This is a genomic window from Nocardia sp. NPDC004568, assembly GCF_040609955.1.
In the GTDB taxonomy this organism is placed as follows: domain Bacteria; phylum Actinomycetota; class Actinomycetes; order Mycobacteriales; family Mycobacteriaceae; genus Nocardia.
The window spans coordinates 17,021-32,154 of sequence record NZ_JBEXLL010000076.1 but is presented as its reverse complement, the minus strand read 5'-3'; the positions used below and the strand labels follow the sequence as shown (position 1 = coordinate 32,154).

General features: G+C 70.4%; 16 protein-coding genes. 13 read left to right on the top strand and 3 right to left on the bottom strand.

Annotation, left to right across the window (positions count from 1 at the left end):
- Positions 1–552: 552 nt before the first annotated feature.
- The 5 genes from ABZV91_RS26825 (at position 553) to ABZV91_RS26805 (ending at position 5,955) form a co-directional block, all read left to right on the top strand.
- A complete protein-coding gene (locus ABZV91_RS26825; RefSeq protein ID WP_355247213.1) occupies positions 553–1,122 on the top strand; it encodes a GNAT family N-acetyltransferase in 570 nt (189 codons plus the stop codon).
- A 110-nt stretch (positions 1,123–1,232) separates the two neighbouring features.
- A complete protein-coding gene (locus tag ABZV91_RS26820) occupies positions 1,233–1,925 on the top strand; it encodes a hypothetical protein (protein ID WP_355247210.1) in 693 nt (230 codons plus the stop codon).
- 103 nt (positions 1,926–2,028) lie between these two features.
- Positions 2,029–2,448 (top strand): VOC family protein, encoded by a 420-nt coding sequence (locus tag ABZV91_RS26815; RefSeq protein WP_355247207.1) that lies wholly within the window; start codon positions 2,029–2,031, stop codon positions 2,446–2,448.
- A gap of 123 nt (positions 2,449–2,571) precedes the next feature.
- Complete coding sequence (ppc, locus tag ABZV91_RS26810; RefSeq protein ID WP_355247205.1) at positions 2,572–5,373, top strand: phosphoenolpyruvate carboxylase; 2,802 nt, start codon at positions 2,572–2,574, stop codon at positions 5,371–5,373.
- A 90-nt stretch (positions 5,374–5,463) separates the two neighbouring features.
- The gene (locus ABZV91_RS26805; RefSeq protein WP_355247203.1) at positions 5,464–5,955 is read left to right on the top strand and encodes a pyridoxamine 5'-phosphate oxidase family protein; all 492 of its coding nucleotides are present in this window, start codon (positions 5,464–5,466) and stop codon (positions 5,953–5,955) included.
- A 31-nt stretch (positions 5,956–5,986) separates the two neighbouring features.
- On the opposite strand, the gene ABZV91_RS26800 is transcribed toward ABZV91_RS26805, so the two are convergent.
- Both ABZV91_RS26800 and ABZV91_RS26795 read right to left on the bottom strand, forming a co-directional pair.
- Positions 5,987–6,310 (bottom strand): AzlD domain-containing protein, encoded by a 324-nt coding sequence (locus tag ABZV91_RS26800; protein ID WP_355247200.1) that lies wholly within the window; start codon positions 6,308–6,310, stop codon positions 5,987–5,989.
- On the bottom strand, positions 6,307–6,990 hold the full coding sequence (locus tag ABZV91_RS26795; protein ID WP_355247197.1) for an AzlC family ABC transporter permease: 684 nt from the start codon (positions 6,988–6,990) through the stop codon (positions 6,307–6,309). The genes ABZV91_RS26800 and ABZV91_RS26795 overlap by 4 nt, the downstream gene beginning before the upstream one ends.
- A 7-nt stretch (positions 6,991–6,997) precedes the next feature.
- Here ABZV91_RS26795 and ABZV91_RS26790 point away from each other — a divergent pair, with 7 nt between their 5' ends.
- Positions 6,998–7,627 (top strand): XRE family transcriptional regulator, encoded by a 630-nt coding sequence (locus ABZV91_RS26790; protein ID WP_355247194.1) that lies wholly within the window; start codon positions 6,998–7,000, stop codon positions 7,625–7,627.
- Positions 7,628–7,657: 30 nt separating this feature from the next.
- Here the strand turns inward: ABZV91_RS26790 and ABZV91_RS26785 are convergent, their stop codons facing one another.
- A complete protein-coding gene (locus ABZV91_RS26785) occupies positions 7,658–8,458 on the bottom strand; it encodes a crotonase/enoyl-CoA hydratase family protein (protein WP_355247191.1) in 801 nt (266 codons plus the stop codon).
- A 504-nt stretch (positions 8,459–8,962) separates the two neighbouring features.
- On the opposite strand from ABZV91_RS26785, the gene ABZV91_RS26780 reads away from it, so the two are divergent.
- The 7 genes from ABZV91_RS26780 (at position 8,963) to ABZV91_RS26750 (ending at position 15,125) form a co-directional block, all read left to right on the top strand.
- Positions 8,963–9,130: a hypothetical protein gene (locus ABZV91_RS26780; RefSeq protein WP_355247189.1), complete on the top strand. Its 168-nt coding sequence runs from the start codon at positions 8,963–8,965 to the stop codon at positions 9,128–9,130.
- Positions 9,131–9,289: 159 nt separating this feature from the next.
- Entirely contained in the window at positions 9,290–10,342 is a 1,053-nt protein-coding gene (argC, locus tag ABZV91_RS26775) for an N-acetyl-gamma-glutamyl-phosphate reductase (RefSeq protein ID WP_355247222.1), read from the top strand.
- Positions 10,339–11,550 carry a bifunctional glutamate N-acetyltransferase/amino-acid acetyltransferase ArgJ gene (argJ, locus tag ABZV91_RS26770; RefSeq protein WP_355247186.1) on the top strand — a complete coding sequence of 404 codons (1,212 nt, stop codon included), beginning with the start codon at positions 10,339–10,341 and terminating at the stop codon, positions 11,548–11,550. The genes argC and argJ overlap by 4 nt, the downstream gene beginning before the upstream one ends.
- Entirely contained in the window at positions 11,547–12,461 is a 915-nt protein-coding gene (gene argB / locus ABZV91_RS26765) for an acetylglutamate kinase (RefSeq protein ID WP_355247183.1), read from the top strand. The genes argJ and argB overlap by 4 nt, the downstream gene beginning before the upstream one ends.
- On the top strand, positions 12,458–13,657 hold the full coding sequence (locus ABZV91_RS26760; protein WP_355247180.1) for an acetylornithine transaminase: 1,200 nt from the start codon (positions 12,458–12,460) through the stop codon (positions 13,655–13,657). Before argB ends, ABZV91_RS26760 begins: the two co-directional genes overlap by 4 nt.
- The gene (gene argF, locus ABZV91_RS26755) at positions 13,654–14,619 is read left to right on the top strand and encodes an ornithine carbamoyltransferase (RefSeq protein WP_355247177.1); all 966 of its coding nucleotides are present in this window, start codon (positions 13,654–13,656) and stop codon (positions 14,617–14,619) included. The genes ABZV91_RS26760 and argF overlap by 4 nt, the downstream gene beginning before the upstream one ends.
- Positions 14,616–15,125 carry an arginine repressor gene (locus ABZV91_RS26750; protein ID WP_063131430.1) on the top strand — a complete coding sequence of 170 codons (510 nt, stop codon included), beginning with the start codon at positions 14,616–14,618 and terminating at the stop codon, positions 15,123–15,125. Before argF ends, ABZV91_RS26750 begins: the two co-directional genes overlap by 4 nt.
- The last annotated feature ends 9 nt before the right edge of the window (positions 15,126–15,134 follow it).

The window sequence follows — 15,134 nt, the reverse complement described above, 5'->3', positions numbered from 1 at the left end:
CCGCGCTCCGCACCGGTGCGGAGCGCGGACCCGGGATCCGCTGCCGGGCGACTTGTTCGGGGGACGATCGGGCGGGGGGACACCACCCTCGCGCTGAACACGGACGCGGGGATGGAAGTGCTGGCCTTCGCCGAGGTGGCCGGTATGGCCGGCTGGGGAATCGGCTGGGCCGGGGATTGCTGGGCTGGGGGAGGACCGGACCAGGGGATGGCCGGGCCGGGGGAATACCGGGCGGAATCGACTGCGACGAGGGAATACCGGGCGGATTCGACTGCGCCGGGGGATAGCCGGGCGGAATCGACTGCGCCGGGGGATGGCTGGGCCGAGAGGGCCGGGCCGGGCCGACCGGACCCGGGGTCGCGAAGGCGCGCGAGCGCGGATTGCCGGTCGGTGAACGGCAGGTGGTGTAAACGCAACGTAACAGTGTCCAGAGTTCGACGACACGCGACCGGAACCGGTGTGGCGACCCCTTACTGTTCGTTAATCTCGGCAGCACCATCCGGATCGGCCGAGTGGTGTGGCGCAACGGCCAGGGTGATGGAGGTACCGAGCGTGGGTACACCGTCGGCGATCGATACACGGGCCCGCGGCCCGCGTCTGTATCACGTGCACCAGGAGCATCCGCTGGCCGTCGCGCTGCTCGCGGAACTCGCCATCGATCACAGCATTCGCTACGGGGGTACCGCCGGCGCGATCCACCGGCGGCTCCGGGACTGCCCGGCCGCCGATTACTCCGCCCCCGACGGTGATCTGCTGGTGCTGGTGGACCACGGCGACCCGGTCGCGGGTGGCGGATTCCGCCGCTTCGATACGACGACCGCCGAGATCCAACGTGTCTGGACCGCACGTGAGCACCGGCGTGGCGGACTCGCGACCCGGGTTCTCGCCGAGTTGGAGGCCGAGATGGTGCGGCTGGGTTACCAGGAGGCTCGTGTGACGGCCGGCGACCGGCAGCCCGAGGCACATGCGCTGTACCGGGCGGCGGGATACGCGGAGGTGGGTTCCGGGGGTGGTCGCCTCTTCCGGTTCGCGAAAGCGCTCGGTGCCGGGGCCCGGCATCTCGGCACCGCGTCGCCGGGAGCCGCGGCGCGGATCCGTGGCCGAGGCCGCCGGCGCGGATGAACCGAGCGGGCCACCGCTGACCGGCGGCCGGCCGCGCGGGGAGATCTGCTGACCGCGGCGGCAGTAACCTGACCACCGGTCCCGGCCCACCGCGGCCGGAAAGGATCCCCGTGTTCGCGTCCCTCCTCTTCGCTGTGCTCGCCGCCGGTCAGCTGGCGCTCGCCGGCCGGTGCGCGCTCGGGCTCCGGGCGACCGCCGACCGGCTGTTTGTCGTACCCGCGCTGGTCTGTGCCGCATTGGCCTACGACAACGCGATACTCGCGGCGGGTCGCTGGATCGGGGCCGGTGCGACGTTGGAGAACTGGTCGGCGCCGCGCTTCGTCGCCCATCTCGTGCTCACTCCGCTGTTGATGCCGTGGGCGTGCGCCGCCGCGGCCCGGGCCGGGGTCGGATGGGCGCGCACCCGGTGGGCCCGGGTCGCGGTCGGGACGGGGACGGTGGCGGTGATCGTGCTGGGGGTGGCCTGCGAACTGACGCCGCTCACGCTGGAACCGCGGGAGTGGGCGGGCACTGTGCGCTACACCACGGCGCACGCGTCGCCGGCCGGACTCCTGCCGCCGGTGCTGACGGTGGTGGTCGTGCTGGTGGCGGCGGTGGCGGTATGGCGGGTGCGGGGTTACCGGCGCTGGGCCGTGACCACCGTGATCATGACCGTGGTCTCGGCGGCGATGCCCCCCATGCTGCTCACCAACTGCGCCGAACTGGTGTTTACCGCGGGCGTGGTCGCGACTGCGCTGTGGCTGACGGAGCAGTCCCGGGCGCCCGGTACCGGCGCGCCGAACGAATTCCCGGCGGTGCGATGAGTTCCGCGTCCCCGGCCCGTCCTGTGGGATGTTCATACGGGCCGGGCGCGAAATCGACCCGGCCGGACCTGGTACGGGCGTGCCCGCAGCTAAGGAGAATCGGATGGCCAACGGTGAAGATCTGGCACTGTCGCATATCGGTGTGCTGGTCGGCGATCAGCAGGAGGCACTCGAGTTCTATCGGGACGTGATCGGCCTCGAGGCCCGCGCGGATGTACCGCTGGGCCCACTGCGCTGGGTCACCGTGGGGCCGGCCGGACAGCCCGGTATCGAGTTCATTCTGGAGACCCCGTCCATGGTGCCCGACCCCGAGCAGCGCGCCGAGGCGCAGCGCCGGCTGGCCACGGGGGCGCACGGCACGCTGATCTTCGTCACCGAGTCGGTGGACGAGACCTTCGCCCGGCTGCGCGACGCCGGGGTGCGGGTCACCCAGGAGCCCGCCGATCAGGCCTACGGGGTGCGCGACTGCGGTTTCGCCGATCCGTGGGGGAATTTCCTGCGTTTCTCCCAGCCGCTGGGCTGAGTGGTGGGAGCGGGCGGTCACCTGTGCCGATAGCCGGGTTCCGCGGCGTCCGGCGCACCCGGTTACGCAGGACCGTGTGCGTCGTCACAGCTACCGGCACGGTGGCCGTCCATACTTCTGATCATGGGCGATGCGCAGACCGCTGAAGGAAACGACGCGACCCTGCCGCTGCGCGAGGACATCCGGTTCCTCGGCGGCGTGCTCGGTGACACCATCCGTGATCACGAGGGTCCCGAGGTGTTCGACCTCGTGGAGCGGGTGCGGGTGGAGGCGTTCCGGGTCCGGCGGGAGGAGGTGGAGCGCAGCGCGGTCGGCGAGATGCTGGCCGGGGTCGACATCACGGTGGCACTACCGCTGATCCGGGCGTTCAGTTATTTCGTCCTGCTGGCCAACCTCGCCGAGGACATCCAGCGCGACCGCCGTCGCGCCGCGCACGAGGCAGCGGGTGAAGCCCCGCAGGACTCCTCCCTGGCCGCCACCTATCGCAAACTGGACGCCGCGGCGGTGCCCGGCGAGCGGGTGGCCGAACTGCTGGCCGACGCACTGGTCTCCCCGGTGATCACCGCTCATCCCACCGAGACCCGGCGCCGGACCGTGTTCGACACCCAGACCAGGGTCACCGAGTTGATGCGCCGGCGGCAGCGCGCTCCCGAATCCGAACGAGAACAGCTCGAGCTGGAGATCCGGCGGCAGGTGCTCACCCTCTGGCGGACGGCACTGATCAGGTTGTCGCGGCTGCGTATCCAGGACGAGATCGCCGTCGGCCTGCGGTATTACGAACTCACGCTGTTCGATGTCATTCCCGCGATCAACGCGAGCGTGCGCGCGGCGCTGCGGTCGCGCTGGCCCGAGCAGCGGTTGCTGCCGAAACCCATGCTGCGGCCCGGTTCGTGGATCGGCGGGGACCGGGACGGCAACCCGTACGTGACGGCGGACGTGGTGCGCACGGCGGCAGCGCAGGCCGCGGGCGTGGCGTTCGCGCGCTACCTGCGCGAGCTGGTGCAGTTGGAGAAGACGCTGGCGCTGTCGGCGCGGCTGGTCCCGGTGACCCCGGCACTGCGCGAACTCGCCGACAGCGGCTATCCGGACCCGAAGACCTACGCGGACGAGCCGTACCGCCGCGCGCTGTACGGCATCCGGGTCCGGCTCACCGCGACCGCGCGGCGGGCCGTCGCCGCGCTGGCTCCCGAGTCGGCGGGGCCCTGGGAGTTCGAATCGTCGGGTGCCGGTGAGGGCACCTCCGGCACTCCCTACGGCACGCCCCAGGATCTGCTCGACGATCTCGACGTCGTCGACGCCTCGCTGCGTGCCGGCGGGGACGCGCTGCTCGCCGACGACCGTCTCGCGGCGCTGCGCTGGGCGGTGGAGACCTTCGGGTTCCATCTGCAGGGCCTCGATATGCGCCAGAATTCCGAAACCCATGAGCAGGTCGTCGCCGAACTGCTGGCCTGGGCGGGCGTCCATCCGGACTACGCGAGTCTGTCCGAGTCCGAGCGGGTCGAACTGCTCACCCGCGAACTGCGTACCCGGCGGCCGCTGCTGGGACCGCGGGCGCGGATCGGCGAGCTGGCGGCCAAAGAGCTGGGAGTCGTGCGCGCGGGCGCCGCGGTGGTGGCCGCGCTGGGCCCGGACGCGGTCCCCAACTACATCATCTCGATGTGCACCTCGGTCAGTGATCTGCTCGAGGCCGCGCTGCTGCTGAAGGAGGGCGGGCTGCTGGATCCGGGGGACGCGGACAGCGGCCCCTCCTGCCCGGCCGGGATCGTGCCCCTGTTCGAAACCATCGAGGATCTCGCGGCCGGCGCGTCGACCCTGGCCGCGGCCCTCCGGGTGCCGGAGTACCACGAGTTGGTGGCGGCGCGCGGAATGCGCCAGGAGGTGATGCTCGGTTACTCCGATTCGAACAAGGACGGCGGATATCTGGCCGCCAACTGGGCGCTGTACCGGGCGGAACTGGACCTGGTGGAACTGGCGCGCGAACACGGGATCCGGCTGCGGCTCTTCCACGGTCGCGGTGGCACGGTCGGGCGCGGCGGCGGCCGCAGTTACGACGCGATCCTCGCCCAGCCCGCCGGCGCGGTGCGCGGGTCCCTGCGGCTGACCGAACAGGGCGAGGTCATCGCGGCGAAGTACGCCGAACGCGGTTCGGCGCATCGCAATCTCGAATCGCTCATCGCCGGCACTCTCGAATCGACACTGCTGGATGTCGAGGCGCTGGGCGCCGACGCCGAACCCTCCTACGCGCTCATGGACGAACTCGCCGCTCGGGCCCGCGCCGCCTACGCGCGGTTGGTGCACGAAACCCCCGGTTTCGTGGAGTACTTCCGGCAGTCGACCCCGGTCGCCGAAGTCGGCGATCTCAATATCGGCAGCCGTCCCGCCTCGCGCAAACCCACCAACTCGGTCTCGGATCTGCGGGCCATCCCGTGGGTGATGGCCTGGAGCCAGGCCCGGGTGATGCTGCCCGGCTGGTACGGCACCGGGACCGCGCTCGAGGAGTGGATCGGCGGTGACCCGGACCGGCTCGCCCGGCTCTCGGACCTGTACCGCCGCTGGCCGTTCTTCCGGACCGTACTGTCCAACCTGGCGCAGGTGATGGCCAAGAGCGATCTCGCCATCGCCGCCCGGTACGCCGAGCTGGTCGACGATATCGATCTGCGGAAGCGGATCTTCGGGATGATCGAGCGCGAGCACGCCCGCACGGTCGCCGTCCATGCCGCCATCACCGGCAACGATCACCTGCTGGCCGACAATCCGTCGCTGGCGGAGTCCATCCGCAACCGGTTCCCGTACCTGGAACCGCTGAACCAGATGCAGGTCGAACTGCTGCGCCGGTTACGCGCCGGGGACGATTCCGAACTGGTCAAACGCGGCATCCTGCTCACGATGAACGGTCTGGCCACAGCGCTGCGCAACTCCGGTTGATCCGGCTTCGCCCGCCGGGCGGGGGCTCGTTCGTCTCGGATAGGGCTCGGCGCGACCCGCGGCGGCGCCGGTCGTCGTACCGTCGGCTGTATGACGACCTGGAGTGAATTCACCGCCGAGGCGCCGCGGATCAGCGAGATCTTCATTCGTCGCCACACCGCGACCAGCAATCTGTGCATGCTCGCCACCCTGCGTTCGGACGGATTTCCCCGGATCAGCCCGGTGGAGCCGCTCATCTTCGAGGAGAAACTGGTGATCGTCGGGATGCCGGGCACCACCAAATTCCGGGATCTCGCGCGCGATCCACGGTTCTGCCTGCACACCGCGACCGAGGACACGATGGTCGCCGACGGGGACGCCAAACTGTTCGGAGTGGTGATCGACGACCCGGATACCGCACTGCACGCGCGGTTCGCCGAGTACCTGTACGAGGACAGCGGTCTGGATCTGCGGAACCAGCCGTTCGAGCATTTCTTCGTGGCCGACCTGATCTCGGCGTCGTCGGTCGAGGTCGGTGACGACCTGCTGCGGGTGACCATCTGGAAACCGGGTGAGGGTGAGCGCGTGGTCGAGAAGCGGTAGCCCGGGCGCGGATCATCGGGCCGCCGGCGGGTTACGGCACGCCCGCCAGTCGTAGCGCGGCCGTTGTCGCGGCCGCGGCCACGAGCGCCGCGGGCAGCGGCGTCCGGAACCGGTAGCACACGCCGGCGACCAGGACCCCCGCCGGTCGCGCGATCCCGGCCGCGGTGCCGTCCTCGGTCAGGGCGGTGGTGGATACGAGCGCCGCGAGCACGACGACGGACGCGTTCTCGAGTAGCGCGGCGGTGCGGGGAGAAACAGTGATCCGCGATTCGAGTACAGGTCCGGCGAGGCGGAATGCGAACGTTCCGGCCGCCAGTGCGAGAGCGGCGCCCACCAGGTATCCGAGATCGGTCATCGTGCCGCCGGCCGTGGAATCGTGACGGTGGCGGCCGTGGCGGCCAGCAGAATCGGCAGGCCGGGTGGCAGCAGCGGAGTCGTGCACAGGGCCAGGGCGGCCCCGGCGAGAGCGCCGCGCCGGACGGCCGGCGCGTGCAGCGCGGGCATGATCAGACCCAGCAATACCGCCGGGAACACCGCGTCCACCCCGAAGACGCCGGGGTCCGGCACCGCGGTGCCGAGCAGACCGCCCAGCAGCGCCCCACCGGGCCAGGCCATCAGGATGCCGGCTCCGCAGGCCAGATAGGCCGCCCGGCCGCGGTCGGTCGTGCGCTGGGCCAGCGCCACCGCCACGGTCTCGTCGTTGAGCAGGTGGGCGCCGCGCAGACCGCGCAGTCCGGTGCCGAGGATCGTGGGGACCGCGAGGCCGTAGCCGATATGGCGAGCATTGATCAGCAGTCCCGCGAACAGGGCGGCGAGTGGGCTGCCGCCCGCGGCGACGATACCGACGAAGAGGAACTCCGAACCGGCGGCCACCACGAGCACACCCAGTGCGACGGGGAACCACAGCGGGAAACCGGCCGCGACAGCCGTGGCCCCGTAGGACATCCCGGCCACGGTGACCGCGACGCAGAGCGTGGTGATCAGTGACCGGGTCGGTGGATCCACCGTTCGCCAGAACGAACACATAACTACCATAGTGAACATGGAACCCGTTGTTCGTCAAACCGAACATGATAGCGATGAACCGAACAAGCGGTCGGCCGGTCACTCGGGCGGCGATCGCGACCGGGCCCCGCAGCAGGTGATCGCCGCGTCCCTGCGCCGGGAACGCCTGCGCGCGGAGCTGTCGCTGACCGAGGTCGCCCGGCGGGCCGGTATCGCGAAATCGACCCTCTCGCAGCTCGAATCCGGCAGTGGCAACCCCAGCCTGGAGACTTTGTGGGCGCTGTGCCTGGCACTGGAGGTGCCGTTCTCGCGCCTGCTCGACCCGCCGCGTCCGCGGGTCCGGGTGATCCGGGCCGCGGAGGGACCGGCAGTGTTCTCGGCCGAGGCCGATTACCGGGCCACACTGCTGGCGGTCGGACCGGCCGGGGTGCGTCGCGATATCTACCGCATCGCCGCCGAGCCCGGGCCGCGGCGCGCCTCCCGGCCGCACCTGCCCGGGACCGTCGAACACGTCCTGCTCGGTGCCGGCCGCGCGCTCGTCGGCACGGCCGGTGAGCTCGTGGAACTCGGCCCGGGTGACTACATCGCCTATCCGGCCGATGTTCCGCACGTGTTCGAAGCCCTCGCGCCCGCGACGGTGGCCACGCTGATCTCCGAGTACCCCTGACGCGCCGGGCCGGTGCGGCCCGGCGGTGCGTCACTCCCCGGTGAATCGAGGTGCGCGGCGCTCCAGCGCGGCGGCGACGGCTTCGTCGTGATCGGCGGTGTGATGAGTGAGTGCCTGCATCGCGGCGGAGAGTTCCAGTAGCGATTCCAGGCTCTGCTGCTGGCCCTCGCGCAACAGTCGTTTGGTCATCCGCAGCGCGTGCGGTGGATTGACCGCGATCTCGGCGGCGAGCCGATGGGCGGTCTCGAGCAGCCGGTCGGGTTCGACGACCTCGTTGACCATCCCCCAGTCGAGTGCGGTGACGGCGTCGATGGCGGCCCCGGTGAACGCCAGCTGGCTGGCGCGGGCCATCCCCACCGCCCGCGGCAGGAACCAGGCGCCGCCGTCGCCGGGGATGAGGCCCAGGCGGACGAAGCTCTCCGCGAAAGTGGCGGTGGTCGCGGCGATCCGCATATCGCACATGAGGGCGAGGTCGCAGCCGGCGCCGATCGCCGGGCCGTTCACCGCGGCGATGGTCGGGATCTCGCAGTGGTACAGCGCCTTGGGGATGCGCTGGATGCCGTGCCGGTACCCCTGGCGCAGGTCGGCGGGGCCGCCGCCGAACATGCCGGCCTTGTCCCGCATGTGTTTGATATTGCCGCCGGCGCTGAACGCGGTACCCGCTCCGGTGAGGATGGCCACCCGGATCGAATGGTCGCGGTCGGCGGCCCGGACCGCGTTCTCCAGGGCCTCGATGGTCGCCTCGTCGGAGATCGGATTGCGCTGCTCGGGATTGTCGATGGTCCAGACGACGACGTCGCCGGTGCGCTCCACGCGCACGGGTGCGGTCACGGTAACTCCTCGGGCCACGGTGCTGCGGTCATCGGCAACAATGCCCGATCGGTTCGGGCGGGGCGAGTGCGCGGTGCGGTTCGGCGCGGCGGCCCGGGTCTCCGCGGGGTGCGCGGCTTCTTGCGTGGGTGTGTTGCCGGGCGCTGCCGCGACCGGCCCGTTCCGGTGGTTGCGCTCGTGTGCCAGCCGCGCGGTGAGGCCGACGAGGGTGCGGGTGCATGACTCGAGCCGTGCGAGTGAGGTGCCGAGTTCGCCGTCCGGGACCGTGGTGAGGTCGCAAGAGAGCAGTGCGTCGACGGCCTGCTCCAGGGCGCCGAGCCGATCTCGAAGCCTGCCGTTCGAACACATGTTCTAAATGTTAGCCGATGTGGTGAGGGCGTCGGCGGGTGTGGAAGCGGGGTCTCGCGGCGAGTGTCGCCGCGTCGCCGTGGCGGGCTGTCGTTCTCGTGGACTCCGCCTACGGTGCGGCCCTGTGTCTGGACCTCGTGCGATACCCCGTCATCAATGCCGACCCGGCGCGCGCTGTACCGGGATCCGGCCGGTGACTGGATCGGCCTGGACACTCGCTCGGGAATCGCGCCCGAGGGTGGCACGCTCAACACCGCGACGGTGTACGGCCGGACCGGACCGGTGGGGACCACCGCGCAGGCACTCCTGGCGCCGGCGGTGTGATGTGGCGGGCCGGGTGGTATGGACCGGGAAGGCTCCGTGATCGCCCGTCCGGCGGGTGCGGCAAATTCATCCGGGCGCTGAACGGGAGGCATATGGGGACCGGTTTGTGAATGAGCTTGCATGGTCGTGCATAATCATGACATGGCTGATCTCACGGATATGCCCGACCGGAACGGACCCCTGCGCGTGGCCGTCGCCGGTGCCAGTGGTTACGCGGGTGGGGAAGTGCTGCGTCTGTTGCTGGGGCATCCGGAGTACCGAGCCGGGCGCCTCGAGATCGGGGTGCTGACCGCCGGGAACAACGCGGGCACCGCCCTGGGCGCACTGCAGCCGCAGCTGCTGCCGCTGGCGGACCGGATCCTCGCCCCGACCACGGCCGCCGAGCTGGCCGGCCACAACATCGTATTCCTCGGCCTGCCGCACGGGCAGTCGGCGGCCCTGGCGGCCGAACTGCCGGACTCCACGGTGATCATCGACTGCGGTGCCGATTTCCGGCTCACCGATCCGGCCGCCTGGGACCGCTACTACGGCGGGCCCCATGCGGGGAGCTGGCCCTACGGTCTGCCGGAGCTGCCCGGGGCGCGGGAGTCGTTGCGGGGCGCCACCCGGATCGCGGTCCCCGGCTGTTATCCCACGGTCAGCAGTCTGGCGTTGGCGCCCGCGGTCGCCGCGGGCATCGTCGAGCCGACGGTGCACGTCGTCGCCGTCAGCGGCACCTCCGGGGCGGGCCGCAAACTCGATGTCGGCCTGCTCGGTTCCGAGGTCATGGGATCCGCGCGGGCCTACGGCGTGGCCGGTGCGCACCGGCACACCCCGGAGATCACGCAGAACCTGTCGGCGGTCGCCGGCGCGCCGGTCCGGGTGTCGTTCACCCCGGTGCTCGCGCCCATGCCGCGCGGAATTCTCGCGACCTGTACCGCGCCGGTCCGGGTGGACGCGGCCGAGGCGCGCGCCGTCTACGAAAAGGCTTACGCGGACGAGCCCTTCGTGCACCTGCTGCCCGAGGGCGTCCTGCCCCAGACCGGGTCGGTGCTGGGCGCCAACTCGGTCACGCTGCAGGTCGCGGTCGACACCGACGCCGGGCTGCTGGTCGTGATCGGTGCGATCGACAATCTGACCAAGGGCACCGCCGGCGGCGCGGTGCAGTCCATGAACCTCGCGCTCGGCTTCGACGAGACCGCCGGCCTGTCCACCGTAGGAGTGGCCCCGTGACCACCGACAAGAACGGAAACCTCGTGCACAACCAGGGCGTCACCGCACCGCTGGGCTTCCGGGCCGCGGGGATCGCCGCGGGTATCAAGGCCAAGGGCGGTCCGGATCTCGCGCTCGTCTTCAACGAGGGCCCCGACTACGCGGCGGCCGGTGTGTTCACCACCAACAAGGTGAAAGCCGCGCCGGTGCTGTGGTCGCAGCAGGTCCTGAAGGCCGGGCGGCTGCGCGCGGTGATCCTGAATTCCGGTGGCGCCAACGCCTGCACCGGACCGGAGGGTTTCCAGGACACCCATCGCACCGCCGAGGAACTCGCCGCCGCACTGAGCAACTGGGGCACCGAAACCGGAGCCGGTGAGATCGCGGTGTGCTCCACCGGCCTCATCGGTGACCGGCTGCCGATGGACAAACTGCTACCGGCGGTCACCGAGATCGTGCACGAGATGGGCGGCGGGATGTCCGGCGGCACCGATGCCGCGCACGCCATCATGACCACCGATACCGTGCCCAAGGAAGCGTCCCTGCATCATCCGGACAAGTGGAACATCGGCGGGATGGCCAAGGGTGCGGGCATGCTGGCCCCCGGCCTGGCGACCATGCTGGTCGTGCTGACCACCGATGCCGTGGCGAGTGCCGAACAACTCGACACCGCCCTGCGGCGGGCCACCCGGCTCACCTTCGACCGCCTCGACGTGGACGGTGCCATGTCCACCAACGATACGGTCCTGCTGCTGGCCAACGGCGCGAGCGAAGTCGCCCCCACCCAGGACGAACTGGACGCGGCCGTCCTCACGGTCTGCGACGATCTGGCCGGTCAGCTGATGGCCGACGCCGAAGGTGTCACCAAGCGGGTGCTGGTCACGGTCGAGGGTGCGCGCAGTGAGGACGACGCGCTCGTCGCGGCCCGGATCATCGCCCGGGACAGCCTGGTCAAAACCGCCATGTTCGGCTCCGACCCGAACTGGGGGCGGGTGCTGGCCGCGGTGGGCACCGCGCCCATCGAACTGGATCCGGATCTGATCTCGGTGTCGTTCAACGGCTTCCCGGTCTGCGTCGACGGGACGGGTGCGCCCGGCGCGCGCGAGGTCGACCTCTCCGGCGCGGATATCCATGTGGTCGTCGATCTGCGTCTGGGCGAGGGCACCGCCACGGTACGCACCACCGACCTGTCCCACGGCTACGTCGAAGAGAACTCGGCCTACAGCTCATGACCGACGCACTGCGCGAACTGTCCGCGCTGGACAAAGCCCATACCCTCGCCGGTGCGCTGCCCTGGCTGCAGAAATTCCGCGACAAGATCGTGGTCGTGAAATACGGCGGCAACGCCATGATCGACGACGGCCTCAAACGTGCCTTCGCCGCCGATATGGCCTTCCTGCGCACCGTCGGCGTGCATCCGGTGGTGGTGCACGGCGGCGGGCCACAGATCTCGGCCATGCTGAAACGCCTCGGTCTCACCGGGGAGTTCCGCGGCGGTTTCCGGGTCACCACGCCCGAAGTGATGGATGTGGTGCGAATGGTGCTGTTCGGCCAGGTCGGCCGGGAACTGGTGGGGTTGATCAACGCGCACGGGCCCTACGCCGTCGGGATCTCCGGTGAGGACGCCCGGCTGTTCACCGCGACCCGCCGCACGGTGGTCGTGGACGGGGAGGCCACCGATATCGGCCTGGTCGGCGATGTGACCGACGTGCACCCCGATTCGGTGCTCGACCTCATCCGCGCGGGCCGGATCCCGGTGGTATCCACCATCGCCCCCGACGCCGACGGCGTGGTGCACAACATCAACGCCGATACCGCGGCCGCCGCGCTGGCCGAAGGGATCGGCGCCGAGAAACTGGTGGTGCTCACCGACGTCGAGGGCCTGTACACGAATTGGCCCGACCGTTCCTCGCTGACCAGCGTGATCGACACCGACGCGCTGGCCGACCTGCTGCCGTCGCTGGACGCGGGGATGGTGCCCAAAATGGAGGCGTGCCTGCGCGCGGTCCGCGGGGGCGTATCCAGCGCACATGTCATCGACGGTCGCGTACCCCATTCGGTACTGCTGGAGCTTTTCACCGGGGAGGGAATCGGGACCATGGTCACACCGCCGGCGAACGAGGAAAACGGAGTCAGAGCATGAACACTGCGGAACTGCGGCAACGCTGGTCGAACGTGATGATGCGCAACTACCCCACCCCGGAGGTCGTGCTGACCCGGGGGACCGGCGCGGTGGTGTACGACGCGGACGGCAACCGCTACGTCGATTTCGTGGGCGGCATCGCGGTCAACAGTCTCGGTCACGCGCATCAGGCCATCCTGAACGCGGTGATGGACCAGCTCGGCACGCTCGGCCATGTTTCGAACCTGTACGGCAGCGAACCGGTCATAGAACTCGCCGAGCGGCTGCTCGGGCATTTCGGGGACGGAGACGGCCGGGCCTTCTTCTGCAACTCCGGCACCGAGGCCAACGAGGCGGCCTTCAAACTGGCCCGGCTCACCGGCCGCCGCAAGATCATCGCCTGCGACGAGGCGTTCCACGGCCGCACCATGGGTGCTCTCGCACTCACCGGTCAGCCGTCCAAACGCGCGCCGTTCGAACCCATGCCGCCCGGCGTGGTGCACATTCCCTACGGCGACGCACGGATCCTGGAGCGCGCGGTCGACGCCGATACGGCCGCGGTCTTCCTCGAGCCGATGCTCGGTGAGAGCGGTGTGGTCGTACCGCCCATGGACTATCTCGTGCGGGCCCGGGAGATCACCGCGCGGGCCGGGGCGCTGCTGATCCTGGACGAGGTCCAGACCGGTATCGGTCGCACCGGCAAGATGTTCGCGCATCAGTCGTTCGGTATCACCCCCGATGTCATCACCCTCGCGAAGGGCTTGGGCGCCGGTCTGCCGATCGGGGCGGTGCTGGCCACCGGGGCGGCGGCCGAACTGTTCACGCCCGGTATGCACGGCACCACATTCGGCGGTAATCCCGTCTGCGCGGCCGCGGCCCTGGCCGTGCTGCGCACGCTCGAGGACGACGGGCTGCTCGAGCACGTCGAATCGGTGGGCAAGCGGCTCAGCGACGGGATCGCGGTCCTCGAGCATCCACTGATCGCCGATGTGCGTGGAGCCGGGCTGCTGATCGGGATCGGGCTCACCGCTCCGGTGGCGCCCCGGGTCGAGGCCCGCGCGCGGGCCGCCGGATATCTGGTGAATCCGGCCAAACCCGATGTGATCCGGTTGGCGCCGCCGCTGGTGCTCACCGAAACCCAGGCCGACAACCTCGTGCTGGATCTGCCGGGGATCCTCGACGACGTGCTGGCCGAAACGAAAGGACCGCGCGGATGACCGCCTCCCTACCACCGGCCACGGCAGTCCGCCACTTCCTGCGTGACGACGATCTGACACCCGCGGAACAGGCCGAGGTGCTGGCGCTGGCCGCCGACCTGAAGAAGAGCCCGTTCGCGCACCGGCCGCTGGAGGGACCACGGGGTGTCGGGGTGATCTTCGACAAGAACTCCACCCGCACCCGGTTCTCCTTCGAACTGGGTATCGCCCAGCTCGGCGGGCACGCGATCGTGGTGGACGGGCAGACCACCCAGCTCGGGCGCGACGAAACGCTCGCCGATACCGGGCGGGTGCTGTCGCGGTATGTCGAGGCCGTCGTGTGGCGGACCTTCGGCCAGCAGCGGCTCGAGGAGATGGCGTCCACCGCCACGGTGCCGGTGGTCAATGCGCTGTCCAATGAATTCCATCCCTGCCAGGTACTGGCCGATCTGCTCACCATCACCGAGCACAAGGGTGGTCTGCGCGGGTTGCGGCTGGCCTACTTCGGGGACGGCGCGAACAATATGTCGCATTCGCTGCTGCTGGGCGGGATCACCGCCGGACTGCACGTGCGGATCGCCGCTCCCGCGGGTTTCCTGCCGGCGCCCGCGGTGGTCCAGGCCGCCGAGGCCCGCGCCGCCGACACCGGCGGCAGCATCGTCGTCACCGAGGATCCGCTGATCGCGGCCGACGGCGCCGATGTGCTGGTCACCGACACCTGGACCTCCATGGGGCAGGAGAGCGACGGTCTGGACCGCGTCGGTCCGTTCCGGCCGTACCAGGTGAACACCGCATTGCTGTCCCGGGCCGCTGCCGGTGCCATCGTGCTGCACTGCCTGCCCGCGCATCGCGGCGAGGAGATCACCGACGAGGTACTCGACGGGCCGCAGAGCGTGGTCTGGGACGAGGCGGAGAACCGGCTGCACGCGCAGAAGGCGCTGCTGGTGTGGCTGCTGGCACGCGAGGACGCGCGACGACGATGAGCGAAGCCCGGATACATTCGGCGGGACCGGTCACCGCCGCCACCCGCGCCGGCCGGCAGTCGCGGATCATCGCGCTGCTGGCCGCGCACCCGGTGCGCAGCCAGACCGAACTCGCCACCCTGCTCGCGGCGGAGGGCATCGAGACCACGCAGGCGACGCTCTCGCGTGATCTGGACGAGCTGGGCGCGGTGAAACTGCGCGCCGCCGACGGCGGCGCCGGCGTGTACGTGGTGCCCGAGGACGGCAGCCCGGTACGGGGGGTCACCGGCGGCACGGGGCGGCTGGCCAAACTGCTCGGTGACCTGCTGGTCTCCACCGACTCCAGCGGTAACATCGCGGTTCTGCGCACTCCGCCGGGCGCGGCCCATTTCTTGGCCAGTGCCCTGGACCGGGCCTCGCTGCCCTATATCGTCGGCACGATCGCCGGGGACGACACCATCGCGGTGATCGCCCGCGAGCCACTCACCGGCGCCGAACTGGCCGCGAAGATCGAGAACCTGGCCTGACCCCGCGGC

Coding starts and splice junctions, on each gene's coding strand:
- ABZV91_RS26815 (WP_355247207.1), top strand. CDS start 2,029: ATGGCCAACGGTGAAGATCTGGCACTGTCGCATATCGGTGTGCTGGTC.
- ppc (WP_355247205.1), top strand. CDS start 2,572: ATGGGCGATGCGCAGACCGCTGAAGGAAACGACGCGACCCTGCCGCTG.
- ABZV91_RS26805 (WP_355247203.1), top strand. CDS start 5,464: ATGACGACCTGGAGTGAATTCACCGCCGAGGCGCCGCGGATCAGCGAG.
- ABZV91_RS26800 (WP_355247200.1), bottom strand. CDS start 6,310: ATGACCGATCTCGGATACCTGGTGGGCGCCGCTCTCGCACTGGCGGCC.
- ABZV91_RS26795 (WP_355247197.1), bottom strand. CDS start 6,990: ATGGTAGTTATGTGTTCGTTCTGGCGAACGGTGGATCCACCGACCCGG.
- ABZV91_RS26790 (WP_355247194.1), top strand. CDS start 6,998: ATGGAACCCGTTGTTCGTCAAACCGAACATGATAGCGATGAACCGAAC.
- ABZV91_RS26780 (WP_355247189.1), top strand. CDS start 8,963: ATGCCGACCCGGCGCGCGCTGTACCGGGATCCGGCCGGTGACTGGATC.
- argC (WP_355247222.1), top strand. CDS start 9,290: ATGCCCGACCGGAACGGACCCCTGCGCGTGGCCGTCGCCGGTGCCAGT.
- argB (WP_355247183.1), top strand. CDS start 11,547: ATGACCGACGCACTGCGCGAACTGTCCGCGCTGGACAAAGCCCATACC.
- ABZV91_RS26760 (WP_355247180.1), top strand. CDS start 12,458: ATGAACACTGCGGAACTGCGGCAACGCTGGTCGAACGTGATGATGCGC.
- argF (WP_355247177.1), top strand. CDS start 13,654: ATGACCGCCTCCCTACCACCGGCCACGGCAGTCCGCCACTTCCTGCGT.
- ABZV91_RS26750 (WP_063131430.1), top strand. CDS start 14,616: ATGAGCGAAGCCCGGATACATTCGGCGGGACCGGTCACCGCCGCCACC.